Raw genomic sequence first — 12,714 nt, forward strand, 5'->3', positions numbered from 1 at the left:
GAGGGGCGCCCGTCAGGGCGTAGGGGGAGGGCCTTTTTTCTCGTCCACGGAGTAATAGCGCTCGTCATCCAGCGTATCGGTACGGAACCGCGCAGCGGTCGCGTCCCCGTCCGGCAACGGCACGTCCTTTCCCGCACGCCTATGCCGATACAGCGCCGCCCGCGCCAGCATCAGCGTCGTCGCCGGCACCGTCATCGTCAGGAACACCGCGATCAGCACCTCATGCAACGCCGGCCCTTCGTCCGTCATCGTGAAGTACAGCATCGAGGCCAGCACGATGAACACCATCCCCATCGTCGCTCCCAGCGTGGGCCCGTGCATGCGCTGATAGAAGCTGTGGAAGCGCCACAGCCCCAGGCAACCGACCAGCGTCAGCAGGCCGCCCGCCACCAGCAGCAGCGAAGTCAGGATCTCCGCCCACAGCGGCAAGGTCATCCCGTCCGTCATTCGATCACCTCGCCGCGCAGCAGGAACTTGGCCAGCGCCACCGAGCTGACGAAGCCCAGCAGCGCGATGGTGACGGCGGCCTCGAAATACTCGGTGCTGCCGGTGCGTATGCCCAGCACCAGCAGCATCAGCATCGCGCAGATGTACATGGTGTCCAGCGCCAGCACCCGGTCCTGCGCGGCCGGGCCCTTCAGCAGCCGCAGCGTGGCCAGCAGCATGGCGATGGCGATGCACAGCAGCGAGCACAGGCTGGCCCATTCGAGCATGCCATTCATTCGAAGATCTCCATCAGCGGTTGTTCGTAGCGGCTATGGATCGTATCGATCCAGTACTGCTCGTCGTTCAGGTCCAGCACGTGGATCAGCAGCCAGCTCTTGTCGTCGGCGAGCTCGATGCAGACGGTGCCCGGGATCGCGGTCAGGATCAGCGCCAGGGTGGTCAGGCCGTGCGGGTCCCGCAGGACCAGCGGCATCCGGATGAACCCGGAATTGTCGCGCCTGGACTTCGAGCCCAGGATGACCCGCGCGACGTCGAAATTGGACTTGATGCTGTCCAGGATGACGACGCCCAGCAGCTTCAGGGCCACGCCGGGCCGGCGCAAGGTGGCTCTGACGGGCCGCAGCGGCGCGGTCCACAGCGGCACGGCAATGGCCAGCAGGGTGCCCAGCAGGATGTGGCCGAGCGAGAGCGTCTGGTTGAGCAGCAGCCACATCGCCAGCAGGAACAGCGAGGTGAGCGGCCAGGGAACGATGCGTCTGATCATGGGTTGGCGCCTCCGGGGCCGGCCTGCCGGGCCGACATGATGCCGCGCACGTAGTCGCCGGGATGGTGCAGGGCACGGGCGGTGTCGGTGAAATAGCGCATCGCGGGCTGGGCCTGGACCATCAGCACGATGCCCAGCACCAGCATGGCGGCGATGGGAAAGACCTCGATCACGCGCAGCCGGGGCTGGGCGCGGCTGGAGGGGACCCAGAAGGCGCGTATGCCGATGCGGGTCAGCGACACCACGGTCGTCAGGCCCGAGACCACCAGCAGGCCCAGCAGCACCCAGGCCAGCACCGGTTCGGGATTGCCGACCTCGGGGGTGAGGCCGTCGGGGTTCAGGATGGTGGTCAGCAGCGCGAACTTGGCGACGAAGCCCGACAGCGGCGGCAGCCCGGACAGCACCAGGGCGCACGCGATGAAGCTGAGCCCCAGGAAGGCCATGGCGGCGGGAATGGCCACGCCGATGTCGGTCGTGCTCATGTCTTCTTCCGCGTCGACCGAGCGGTCCAGGCCGAAGGCTTCCAGCGTGACCGCCAGCAGGTCGGCGCCGAAGGTCCGGCTGCGCTCCATCAGTTCCTGCAGCAGGAAGAAGGCCCCCAGCGCCAGGGTCGAGCTGACCAGGTAGAACAGGGCCGCGGCCGTCACGCTGTCGCGGCCGAAGCCTATGGCCGACAGCAGCGTGCCCGAGGAAATGATGACCGCGAAGCCCGCCAGGCGTCCGGTGTTCTGCGAGGCCAGCATGCCCAGCGTGCCGAAGGTCAGCGTCGCCAGCCCGATGTACAGGATCCATTGCTGGACGAAGCCGCTGGACTCGCCGGCCTGCTCGCCGAACATCAGCAGCGAGAGCCGCAGGATCACGTACACGCCCACCTTGGTCATGATGGAGAACAGGGCGGCGGCGGGCGGCGAGGCGGCGGCGTACGAGGGCGGCAGCCAGAAGTTCAGCGGCCAGGCGCCCGCCTTGATCAGGAAGGCCACGCCCAGGATGGCGGCGCCGGCCTCCATCAGCATGCGATCCGAGCCCGCGACCTGGCCGATGCGCACGGCCACGTCGGCCATGTTCAGCGTGCCGGTCACGCCGTAGATCAGCGCCACGCCGATCAGGAACAACGACGACCCGACCAGGTTGACGGCGATGTAGTGCAGGCCCGCCTTGACCCGCTGCGGCCCGGATCCGTGCAGCAGCAAGCCATAGGAGGCCGCCAGCAGGATTTCGAAGAACACGAACAGGTTGAACAGGTCCGCCGTCAGGAAGGCGCCGTTGAGGCCCATGAGCTGGAGCTGGAACAGCGGATGGAAATGAACCCCCGCGCGGTGCCACCTGGCCAGCGAGTACAGCAGGGAGCCCAGCGCCATGATGGCGGTCAGCAGCAGCATGATGGCCGACAGCCGGTCCAGCGCCAGCGCGATGCCGAAGGGCGCCGGCCAGTTGGCGGCCAGGTAGACCGCGACCCGCACCGGCCCGGCGTCCGCCTGCCGCAGTAGCGCGATCGCCACGGCCAGCAGCGCCACGGTGGCCACCACGTTGACCACGGCCTTGGCCGTGGCGCGGCCCTCGCCCAGCAGCAGCATCAGGCCGGCCACCAGCATGGGCAGGACGATGGGGACGATCATGAGATGGTCATGCCAGGACAGCATCATTCACCCTCCCTGCCGTCCACGTGGTCGGTGCCGCTCAGGCCGCGCGAGGCGAGCATGAGGACCAGGAAGAGCGCGGTCATCGCGAAGCCGATGACGATCGCGGTCAGGACCAGCGCCTGGGGCAGCGGATCGGCGTAGTCGGCGACCTCGCTGGCGCGGTTGGCGCGCAGGATGGGGATCTGGTCCAGCGACAGCTTGCCCATCGAGAAGATGAACAGGTTCACGGCATAGGACACCAGCGAGATGCCCATGATGACCTGGAAGGTCCGGGGCCGCAGCAGCAGCCAGATGCCCGAGCCGCCCAGCGCGCCGATGGCGATGGCGATGATCACTTCCACCGGGCACCTCCCCGGGGGAGCTCGGCCTCGGCCTGCTGCGCGGCGCGGTGGCTGCGTATGGACTGGTGGCCCAGGGCGGTAAGGATAAGCATCGTGGCTCCGACGACCAGGCTGAACACGCCCAGGTCGAAAAGAAAGGCGCTGGGCACGTGGATCTCGCCCACCAGGGGCAGGTGCAGGTGGGCACCGTGCGAGGTCAGGAAGGGATAGCCGAACAGCCAGGCCCCCATGCCGGTCAGCACGGCAAACAGCAGGCCCAGGCCTATCCAGCGCTGGGGATGCAGGCGCATCTTGGATTCGACCCAGGCGGTACCGCCCACCATGTACTGCAGGATGAAGGCCACCGACAGCGTCAACCCGGCGACGAAGCCGCCTCCGGGCAGGTTGTGCCCGCGCATGAACAGGAAGACGGCGAACAGCGCGATGATGGGCAGCGCGAGCCGGATCAGCACCGAGGGCATCAGCAGGTAGCCCACGGCCGGATCGTCGCCGGCGCGCGCGGCGGCGTCGGTCTTGCCCTGGTCGATCTGCTGGTGGGGCAGGGCGATGCTCTCGGGAGCCGGGCGGAAACGCCGCAGCAGCGCGTAGACGGTCAGCGCGACGATGCCCAGCACCGAGATCTCGCCCAGCGTGTCGAAGCCGCGGAAATCCACCAGCAGCACGTTGACGACGTTGGTGCCGCCGCCTTCGGTCAACGCCCGCTCCAGGAAATAGTTGGAGATGGTGTCGGGATAGGGGCGCGTCAGCACGGCGTAGGCCAGCAGCGCCATGCCGGCGCCGCCCGCCACGGCGATGGCCAGGTCGCGCACGCGGTGCACCCAGGCCATGGCCGGCACGCGTATGCCGAGTTCCCGGGGTTCCTTGCGGCGCGGCAGCCAGCGCAGGCCGAGCAGCAGCAGGATGGTGGTGACCACCTCGACCAGCAACTGCGTCAGCGCCAGGTCGGGGGCGGAGAACCAGACGAAGGTGATGCAGGTGACCAGCCCGGCGCCGCCCATCATGATCAGCGAGGCCAGCCGGTGATACTTGGCCTGGTAGGCGGTGCCGATGGCGCAGGCGATGCCGATCAGCCACAGGATGGCGAAGGTCGGGTCGATGGGCGAGGTCTGGACGGCGGGCAGCAGCAGCGGCTGGCCGTACAGCGTGACGGCGGCCACCAGGATGGCGAAGGCGACGATGCCCAGCAACTGGGATTGCAGTCCGCGTGCGCCCAGGCTGTTGGTCAGCCGGTCGGCCAGGCCGATGGCGAAGCTCATGACGCGCTCGAAGGCCCGCTTGCCGTTGAATTTGTAGAACAGCGGCAGGCGCTCGACCGTGCTCAGGCGCAAGGTCTTCTGCAGGATCAGGTACAGCGCCGATCCACCCACCAGCGCCACGAAGCTCATGACCAGCGGCAGGTTGAAGCCATGCCAGATGGCCAGGCTGTAGCTGGGCACCGCGTCGCCCAGGATGGCGCGTACCGCGGTGGCCAGGAAGGGGGCGATGGTGTAGCCGGGCGCCACGCCCACGGCCAGGCACAGGAAGGCCAGGACCTCGGCCGGAAAGCGCATCCAGCGGGGGGCCTCGTGCGGCGTGCGCGGCAGGTCGTGCGGCGGCGGCCCGAAGAACACGTCGTGCAGGAAGCGCCACGAATAGGCCACGCTGAAGGCGCCCGCCACGGTGGCGGCGATGGGCAGCGCATGGCTCATGCCCACGGCGTTGCCGACCACGACGGCCTCGGTGAAGAACATCTCCTTGGAAATGAAGCCGTTCAGCAGCGGCACGCCGGCCATCGCGGCCCCGGCCACCATGGCCAGCGTGGCGGTGATGGGCATGACCTGCGCCAGCCCGCTGAGCCGGCGGATGTCGCGGGTGCCGCATTCGTGGTCGATGATGCCGGCCGCCATGAACAGCGAGGCCTTGAAGGTCGCGTGGTTCATGATGTGGAAGACCGCCGCCACCAGCGCCAGCGGGCTGCCCAGGCCCAGCAGCAGCGTGATCAGCCCCAGGTGGCTGATGGTGGAGTAGGCCAGCAGCCCCTTCAGGTCCTGCTGGAATATCGCGGTATAGGCGCCCAGCAGCAGCGTGCACAGGCCCGCTCCCCCGATGATCCAGAACCATTCCTCGGTGCCGGCCAGCACCGGCCACAGCCGCGCGAGCAGGAAAACGCCGGCCTTGACCATGGTGGCCGAGTGCAGGTAGGCGGACACGGGCGTGGGCGCCGCCATGGCGTGGGGAAGCCAGAAGTGGAAGGGAAACTGGGCGCTCTTGGTGAGCGCGCCCAGCGCGATCAGGACCAGCGCCACTTCGTAGACGGGGTGGGAGCGGATCAGCTCGCCCGAGGACAGCACCGCTTCGAGGTCATAGCTGCCGACGATGTGCCCCAGCACCAGGATGCCGGCGAACAGGCACAGGCCGCCGGCGGCCGTGACCGTGAGCGCCATGCGCGCCCCGCGCCGTGCGTCGGGCCGGTGGTGCCAGTAGCCGATCAGCAGGAAGGACACCAGGCTGGTCAGTTCCCAGAACAGGGCGAGCTGGATCAGGTTGCCGGACAGGACCACGCCCAGCATGGCGCCCATGAAGGCGAGGAAGAAAGAGAAGAAGCGCGGCACCGGATCTTCCGGCGACATGTAGTAGCGCGCGTACAGCACGACCAGCAGGCCGATGCCGCTGATCATCAGGGTGAATATCCAGGCCAGCCCGTCCATGCGCAGGACGAAATCGAGCCCCAGCGAAGGCAGCCAGGCAAATTCGTAGCGGACCACGCCGCCGTACGACACCTCGGGGTAGAGCAGGGCGGCCTGTACCGTTCCCGCCAATGCGACCAAACCGGCAAGCCAGGCTTCTCGGTTTCGCGCATTGGCGGGCAGCAAGGCCGCCAAGACACTGCCGGCGAAGGGAAGCGCTAGGAGAATCAGCAAGGACATGGGTGGCGGTCACTCTCTTTGATATAGGTATGGGTGGGGCAACGCAGATGCGAGCAACAAAGAACGCACCTAGCCGGGACACGGGGCGGGTATGGTCCCGCGCTCGGTCTTGCGCCATGGGCGTTCGCCGGAAGGCGTCCCGCGCCGGCCGCGGGGCGCCCGCTCCGGGGACGCCATCGTGTCCAGGAGAGGCGTGCGCACGTTGCCGGCCGCAGTTCCGGCTTCGTGGCTATGCGCCCAATGGTAACAAACGGCGGAGCCGTGCTGGGCGGCACGGGCTGCCCCGTCGCCGTTGGCGGGCATTGTGTAAATGTTCGGGTCAACCCGAATCCGGGCTGTTACACTAATAGGTTGATCTTCGCGCTTTCGTCATGCTTGCGCGCGACGTTTCTCTTTTTTGCGAGCCCGTTTCCGCCGTGATTTCCACCGCCAACCTCACCATCCAGTTCGGTCCCAAACCCCTGTTCGAGAATGTCTCGGTCAAGTTCGGGGAAGGCAACCGCTATGGCCTCATCGGTGCGAACGGCAGCGGCAAATCGACGCTGATGAAGATCATCGGCGGCGACCTCGAACCGTCGGCCGGCAACGTCTCGCTCGAGCCCAACACGCGCCTGGGCAAGCTGCGCCAGGACCAGTTCGCCTACGAAGACGTGCGCGTGCTGGACGTCGTGCTGATGGGCCACGCGGAAATGTGGCAGGCCATGAGCGAGCGGGACGCGATCTACGCCAATCCCGACGCCACCGACGAAGACTACATGCGGGCGGCCGACCTCGAGGCCAAGTTCGCCGAGTACGACGGCTACACGGCGGAGGCCCGCGCCGGCGAATTGCTGCTGGGCCTGGAAATCCCGGTCGAGCAGCACCAGCAGCCGATGCGCGAGATCGCGCCGGGCTGGAAGCTGCGGGTGCTGCTGGCGCAGGCGCTGTTCTCCAATCCCGACGTGCTGCTGCTGGACGAGCCGACCAACAACCTCGACATCAATACGATCCGCTGGCTGGAAACGGTGCTGAACCAGTACCAGTCGACGATGATCATCATCAGCCACGATCGCCACTTCCTGAACCAGGTCTGCACCCACATGGCCGACCTGGACTATCGCGAAGTGCGCATCTATCCCGGCAACTACGACGACTACATGCTGGCCTCGGCCCAGGCGCGCGAGCGCCTGATGAGCTCGAACGCCAAGGCCAAGGAGCGCATCACCGAACTGCAGGATTTCGTGCGCCGCTTCTCGGCCAACAAGTCCAAGGCCCGCCAGGCCACGTCGCGCCTGAAGCAGATCGACAAGCTCAAGGCCGAGACGGTCGAGGTCAAGCCGTCGTCGCGCCAGAACCCCTACATCCGCTTCGAGCTGGCCAAGGTCATGCACCGCCAGGCGGTCGAGATCGAGGGCATCGTCAAGGCCTACGACAAGCCCGTCATCCCGAAGTACTCGGCCATGGTCGAGGCTGGCGAGAAGATCGCCATCATCGGCGCCAACGGCGTGGGCAAGACCACGCTGCTGCGCATGCTGGCCGGCGACCTGGCGCCCGACCAGGGCACGATCAAGTGGTCCGAGAACGCCAACCTCGGCTACATGGCGCAGGACGTCTCCGACAATTTCCAGACCGAGGACAACGTCTTCGACTGGATGGGCCAGTGGCGCCAGCCGGGCGACGACGACCAGGCCATCCGCTCGGTGCTGGGGCGCCTCCTGTTCTCGAGCGACGACATCGGCAAGGCCGTGGGCGTGCTGTCGGGCGGCGAGAAGAACCGGATGATGTTCGGCAAGCTCATGCTGCGCAAGCACAACGTGCTGCTGCTGGACGAACCGACCAACCACCTGGACATGGAGTCGATCGAGTCGCTGCAACTGGCGCTCGAGAAATTCCAGGGTACGCTGTTCTTCGTGTCGCACGACCGCGAGTTCGTGTCGGGCCTGGCCAGTCGTATCATCGAGATACTGCCCGACGGCCAGCTCATCGACTACAAGGGCACGTACGACGAGTACCTGGCCTCGCGCGGCATCGAGGACTGACCGGGGCAGAACGGCACGAAGATTGCTTTGGTCTGCTTCGAGTCCGGTGGCATCCCGTCCACCGCCAAGGAGAAGACGATGCGGAAATCTTTGTCTATCGCCATCCTCACGGCGCCGGGGGTACCCGGCGCGGCGGGCTGAGCCATGCGGGTCAAGGTCCTGCTCTTCGGGTCCCCCGGCTATGGCAGCTTCAACCAGTGCGGCGTGGCGGGCGTGGAAATTGCCCGGCGCGCGGGACGCCAGGTCGAACTGATCTGGATCGAGTCCACGGGCCCGGCCATACGCGCGGCGCGCGTGATCGACGTCTGCCACCACGGCGCCGACCTGGTCGTGGCCTACGGCAGCGCCGGCGACTATCCGGTGGCCATGGCCGCCGAACGCTTCCCCCACATCCATTTCGTCGTCATCCAGGGGTCGCACCTGGCCGAGAACTGCGCGGTCTATGGCGTCAAGCAGGAGCAGTCGGCCTTCCTGGCCGGCGTCGCGGCGGCCGCCGAGAGCCGCACCGGCGGACTGGGCCACCTGTCGGCGGTCAAGACCGAGGCAGCGCTGTGGGCGCGGGCGGCCTATGTGGACGGGGCGATGCGGCAGTCGCCGGGCATGGGCATGATGACGTCCTTTTGCGGCAGCCAGGACGACGAGGGGTTGGCCTTCGAGACCTGCGAAGCCATGGCCAAGCGCGGCGTGGACGTGGTGTTCGCGGCCGTCGATGGTGGCCGGCCGGGTGCGGTGCTGGCCTGCCAGAAGTTCCGGCTGCGCCAGATTGGTGCAATCGTCGACTGGACCGAGACCGATCCGAAGCTGTTCGTGGGGTCGGCCATTTCCGATACCGGCCGCTGCATCGCGGCGGCCATCCAGGACCATGCCGAGGGCAGCCTGCCCTTCGGTACCCGTACCGACTACGGGGTGGAGCGCCCCGAATACGTCCGGCTGGCGCTCAGCCCGCTGGCCGGGGCGTCCACGCGGCAGGCCGTCGAGGAATGGAGCCAGGCCCTGGTGCGGGGCGAGGTCGTTCCCAGCCGCGAATATTCGGGACGGGAATTCGACCTGAGCGGGCTGCTCAGCCGGATATAGCGCGCGGCGTGACCGCCGACGAGACACGCTTGGCCTTGGCCCGGGCCTCGTCCACGGTGGCGGCCGAGGCCAGCCCGACGCCCATGCGGCGCTTGACGAAGGACTCCGGCTTGCCGAACAGCCGCAGGTCGGTGCCCGACTCGGCCAGCGCCTGGGCCACGCCGTCGAAGGCCACCGCGCCCGCCTCGATCCCGCCGTAGATCACGCTGCTCGCACCGGGCTGGCGCAGCGAGGTGTCCACCGGCAGCCCCAGGAAGGCCCGGGCATGCAGTTCGAACTCGTTCTGGACCTGCGAGATCATGGTGACCATGCCGGTGTCGTGCGGGCGCGGGCTGACTTCGGAGAACCAGACCTCGTCGCCCGCCACGAACAGCTCGACGCCGAAGATGCCGTAGCCGCCCAGCTCGCCCGTGACCTTGGCGGCGATCTCGCGGGAGCGGGCCAGGGCAGCGGGCGACATGGGGTGGGGTTGCCAGCTCTCGACGTAGTCGCCGTCCACCTGCACGTGGCCGATGGGCTCGCAGAAATCGGTGCGATCCTGGCCGTCGGCCCCGCGCGAGCGGACGGTCAGCAGGGTGATCTCGTAGTCGAAGCGCACGAAGCCCTCGACGATGACCCGGCCGGCGCCCACCCGGCCGCCTTCCTGCGCATAGCGCCAGGCGCGTTCCACGTCCTGAGGTCCGTCGAGCTTGGACTGGCCCTTGCCGGAAGAGGACATGACGGGCTTGACGATGCACGGGTAGCCGATGTGCTGGTCGATGGCGGCCTGCAATTCCTCGCGGGTCGCGGCGAAGCGGTAGGGCGAGGTGGGCAGGCCCAGGGTTTCGGCCGCCAGGCGCCGTATGCCCTCGCGGTTCATCGTCAACTGGGCGGCGCGGGCGGTGGGCGTGACGCGAGCCACGCCGGCGGCCTCCAGTTCGACCAGCAGGTCGGTGGCGATGGCCTCGATCTCGGGGACGATGATGTCCGGCCGCTCGGCCTCGATCAGCGCCTTCAGCGCATCCCGGTCGGTCATGGCGACGGTGCGGGCGTGATGCGCGACCTGGTGGCCAGGGGCGTCGGCATAGCGGTCGACGGCGATGACTTCCACGCCCAGCCGCTGGAGGGCGATGATGACCTCCTTGCCGAGCTCGCCGGAGCCCAGGAGCATGACGCGCACGGCTGCGGGGGAGAGCGGGGTGCCCAGGGTGGGGAAACGGGTGGCGGTCATCGCGGGGGTCGTCCAGAAGCGAAAACCGAAATGTAGCGCGAACCGGCGGGTCTTGCTGCGCCGCCCGCGCGGCCGACCTCAGGTCCGGCGGCCTCCGGCGGCGATCTTGCGCAACAGCTCGGCCAGCAGCAGCCGTTCGCCCTCGGTCAGCACCGACAGGGCCTCGGCCTCCATGGCCAGGGATCGCGCATGGGCGCGATCGGCCAATTGCCTGCCTTCGTCGGTCAGTTGCACATGCTGTTCGCGCCTATCCTCGTCGCTGCGTATGCGGCGCAGCAGCCCGCGCTCCTGCAGCCGGGTCAGGACGACGACGAGGTTGGGCGCCGGCGTGTCCAGCGCCAGGCAGAGCTTTTTCTGCGTGACCCGCTGGTTGACGGCCAGGAGCGCCAGGATGGAGAACTCGACCGGACGCAGTTTCAGGTCGCCCAGGTGCGCGACGAAGGCCTTGCGCAGGGTGGCGTCCGCCAGCGAGGTCATGAAGCCGAGCAGATGGTCCAGCCTGCGCCGGTCCAGGCCGCCCCGCCGATTCCGGCCGTCGTCCGGCCGTTCGAGGCCGGGCGGGGTTTCAATCGCAGTCATCGAGTTCGGGCAGCGCGCGCCGGGCGCACCGTATGCGATGTTCGACATGGGCTATCCCTGGCAACACGGTATCGAAGAAATGGCGGGCCGTTGCGGCCTTGCCGCGCGGCGCCGCGCCGCCTTCGCGGGACAGCGCCAGCACCTTGAGCCACCAGCGGCCCAGGCAGAGCAGGGCGGTGGCGCGCAGGAAATCGTCCGCGGCACGGTACGGGTAGCCGGGATCCCGGGCCGAGTCCTGGACGATATCGGCCAGCAGGCGGCGATGCGCGGCCAGCGCATCCAGCTGGACGGCCTGCTGTTCCAGCCCCTGGCCGTCGTGGCGGGCCGCCGCCTCCAGTTCGTCCAGCAGGCGGCCGTAGGCCGCGCCGCCGTCGGCGATTACCTTGCGCACCAGCAGGTCCACCGCCTGGATTTCGTTCGTGCCTTCGTAGATGGGCGGGATGCGGCTGTCCCGCAACGCCTGCGCGGCGCCGGTTTCCTCGATGTAGCCGTAGCCGCCGAACACCTGCAGGGCCTGGTCGGCGACCTCGAACCCCGCCCGCGTGGCCCAGGCCTTGACCATGGGAGTCAATAGCGCCAGGCGTTCGTGCGCGTGGCGGCGCTGGTCCGGAGAGGCCGCGTATTCGGATTCGTCCAGCAGTTGCGCCGTCCAGTAGGCCAGCATGCGCGCGCCTTCGACCGCGCAGCGCTGCGCCGCCAAGCTGGCGTGCACGGCCGGATGAAGGGCGATGGGCACGGGATCCGTGCCCGCTGCGATGCCGGGCACGGGGCGTCCCTGGATGCGCTCGCGGGCATAGCGCAGCGCGTGTTTGTAGGCGGCTTCGCCGTGGGCCACCCCTTGCAGGCCAACGCCCAGCCGCGCGGCGTTCATCATCACGAACATGGCCGCGAGGCCCTTGCAGGGCTCCCCCAGCAGCCAGCCGCGTGCGTTCTCGAAGCGCATGGAGCAGGTGGCGCTGCCGCGTATGCCGAGCTTGCTTTCCACGCCGTCGCAGTACACGCCGTTGCGCTGGCCGGTCTCGGGCAGGATCTTCGGCACCAGGAACAGCGACAGGCCCCGCGGCCCCGGCGGGCCGCCGGGATGGCGGGCCAGGACCAGGTGCACGATGTTGTCGGTCAGGTCATGCTCGCCCCCGGAGATGAAGAGCTTGCCGCCGTCGATGACATAGGCGCCGTCGCGCTCGGTGGCGCAGGTGCGGATGCGCCCCAGGTCCGAGCCGGCCTGCGGTTCGGTCAGGCACATGGTGCACAGCCATTCCCCGCTGGCCAGCCGGGGCAGGTAGCGCGCCTTCAAGGCGGCGTCGCCGTGGGCCGCCAGGCAGGCATAGGCGCCGTGCAGCAGGCCCGGATACATGGACCATGCATGGTTGGCCGACACCAGCATCTCCTGGATGACGGCCTCGAGCAGATGAGGCAGGCCCTGGCCGCCCCATTCGGGAGCGCAGCCCAGGCTGGCCCAGCCGGCATCGACATAGGCGCGGTAGGCGGCGGCGAAACCGGTGGGGGTCGCGACCCGTCCGTCCGCGTAGGCGCAGCCTTCGCGATCGCCCACCGCGTTCAGCGGCGCCAGCACTTCGGCGGCGAAGCGTCCAGCCTCGGCCAGCACGTGCCGGGCCGTCTCGATGCCGGGGTCGGCCAGCCCGGGCAGGGTCGCCCATTGACCCGGGGCATGCAGCACGCGCTCGATCACGAACAACATGTCTTCCAGCGGCGGCACGTAGCGGCGCACGGTTCGT

At 68.4% G+C, this 12,714-nt stretch carries 11 protein-coding genes; 2 read left to right on the forward strand and 9 right to left on the reverse strand.

Features of this window, described 5'->3' with window-relative positions; translation table 11 throughout:
* Positions 1-12: 12 nt before the first annotated feature.
* The 6 genes from mnhG to ABD104_RS02035 are packed head-to-tail and all read right to left on the reverse strand — an operon-like array spanning position 13 to position 6,097.
* The gene (gene mnhG, locus ABD104_RS02010; protein WP_087840120.1) at positions 13-447 is read right to left on the reverse strand and encodes a monovalent cation/H(+) antiporter subunit G; all 435 of its coding nucleotides are present in this window, start codon (positions 445-447) and stop codon (positions 13-15) included.
* Positions 444-722 (reverse strand): K+/H+ antiporter subunit F, encoded by a 279-nt coding sequence (locus tag ABD104_RS02015; RefSeq protein ID WP_087840121.1) that lies wholly within the window; start codon positions 720-722, stop codon positions 444-446. Before ABD104_RS02015 ends, mnhG begins: the two co-directional genes overlap by 4 nt.
* On the reverse strand, positions 719-1,210 hold the full coding sequence (locus tag ABD104_RS02020) for a Na+/H+ antiporter subunit E (RefSeq protein ID WP_176400792.1): 492 nt from the start codon (positions 1,208-1,210) through the stop codon (positions 719-721). The genes ABD104_RS02015 and ABD104_RS02020 overlap by 4 nt, the downstream gene beginning before the upstream one ends.
* Positions 1,207-2,853 (reverse strand): monovalent cation/H+ antiporter subunit D, encoded by a 1,647-nt coding sequence (locus ABD104_RS02025; RefSeq protein ID WP_243724343.1) that lies wholly within the window; start codon positions 2,851-2,853, stop codon positions 1,207-1,209. Before ABD104_RS02025 ends, ABD104_RS02020 begins: the two co-directional genes overlap by 4 nt.
* On the reverse strand, positions 2,850-3,191 hold the full coding sequence (locus ABD104_RS02030) for a Na+/H+ antiporter subunit C (RefSeq protein ID WP_087840122.1): 342 nt from the start codon (positions 3,189-3,191) through the stop codon (positions 2,850-2,852). The genes ABD104_RS02025 and ABD104_RS02030 overlap by 4 nt, the downstream gene beginning before the upstream one ends.
* Complete coding sequence (locus ABD104_RS02035) at positions 3,182-6,097, reverse strand: monovalent cation/H+ antiporter subunit A (protein ID WP_087840123.1); 2,916 nt, start codon at positions 6,095-6,097, stop codon at positions 3,182-3,184. The genes ABD104_RS02030 and ABD104_RS02035 overlap by 10 nt, the downstream gene beginning before the upstream one ends.
* A gap of 416 nt (positions 6,098-6,513) precedes the next feature.
* On the opposite strand from ABD104_RS02035, the gene ABD104_RS02040 reads away from it, so the two are divergent.
* Positions 6,514-8,115 carry an ABC-F family ATPase gene (locus ABD104_RS02040; RefSeq protein ID WP_165962989.1) on the forward strand — a complete coding sequence of 534 codons (1,602 nt, stop codon included), beginning with the start codon at positions 6,514-6,516 and terminating at the stop codon, positions 8,113-8,115.
* Positions 8,116-8,259: 144 nt separating this feature from the next.
* On the forward strand, positions 8,260-9,189 hold the full coding sequence (locus tag ABD104_RS02045) for a BMP family lipoprotein (RefSeq protein ID WP_087840125.1): 930 nt from the start codon (positions 8,260-8,262) through the stop codon (positions 9,187-9,189).
* Here the strand turns inward: ABD104_RS02045 and purT are convergent.
* The 3 genes from purT to ABD104_RS02060 all read right to left on the reverse strand — a co-directional run bounded on the left by purT (position 9,176) and on the right by ABD104_RS02060 (position 12,707).
* Complete coding sequence (gene purT / locus ABD104_RS02050; RefSeq protein ID WP_087840126.1) at positions 9,176-10,399, reverse strand: formate-dependent phosphoribosylglycinamide formyltransferase; 1,224 nt, start codon at positions 10,397-10,399, stop codon at positions 9,176-9,178. The two genes, ABD104_RS02045 and purT, sit on opposite strands and share 14 nt — an antisense overlap.
* 78 nt (positions 10,400-10,477) lie before the next feature.
* Positions 10,478-10,978 carry a MarR family winged helix-turn-helix transcriptional regulator gene (locus ABD104_RS02055; protein ID WP_165962990.1) on the reverse strand — a complete coding sequence of 167 codons (501 nt, stop codon included), beginning with the start codon at positions 10,976-10,978 and terminating at the stop codon, positions 10,478-10,480.
* Complete coding sequence (locus ABD104_RS02060; RefSeq protein WP_343927058.1) at positions 10,965-12,707, reverse strand: acyl-CoA dehydrogenase; 1,743 nt, start codon at positions 12,705-12,707, stop codon at positions 10,965-10,967. Before ABD104_RS02060 ends, ABD104_RS02055 begins: the two co-directional genes overlap by 14 nt.
* Positions 12,708-12,714: the final 7 nt, after the last annotated feature.

This window comes from Pigmentiphaga daeguensis (assembly GCF_039523035.1).
Lineage (GTDB): Bacteria > Pseudomonadota > Gammaproteobacteria > Burkholderiales > Burkholderiaceae_B > Pigmentiphaga > Pigmentiphaga daeguensis.

Excerpts from the sequence above, each read along its gene's own strand:
- mnhG (WP_087840120.1), bottom strand. The coding sequence starts at position 447 with ATGACGGACGGGATGACCTTGCCGCTGTGGGCGGAGATCCTGACTTCG.
- ABD104_RS02015 (WP_087840121.1), bottom strand. The coding sequence starts at position 722 with ATGAATGGCATGCTCGAATGGGCCAGCCTGTGCTCGCTGCTGTGCATC.
- ABD104_RS02020 (WP_176400792.1), bottom strand. The coding sequence starts at position 1,210 with ATGATCAGACGCATCGTTCCCTGGCCGCTCACCTCGCTGTTCCTGCTG.
- ABD104_RS02025 (WP_243724343.1), bottom strand. The coding sequence starts at position 2,853 with ATGATGCTGTCCTGGCATGACCATCTCATGATCGTCCCCATCGTCCTG.
- ABD104_RS02035 (WP_087840123.1), bottom strand. The coding sequence starts at position 6,097 with ATGTCCTTGCTGATTCTCCTAGCGCTTCCCTTCGCCGGCAGTGTCTTG.
- ABD104_RS02045 (WP_087840125.1), top strand. The coding sequence starts at position 8,260 with ATGCGGGTCAAGGTCCTGCTCTTCGGGTCCCCCGGCTATGGCAGCTTC.
- purT (WP_087840126.1), bottom strand. The coding sequence starts at position 10,399 with ATGACCGCCACCCGTTTCCCCACCCTGGGCACCCCGCTCTCCCCCGCA.
- ABD104_RS02055 (WP_165962990.1), bottom strand. The coding sequence starts at position 10,978 with ATGACTGCGATTGAAACCCCGCCCGGCCTCGAACGGCCGGACGACGGC.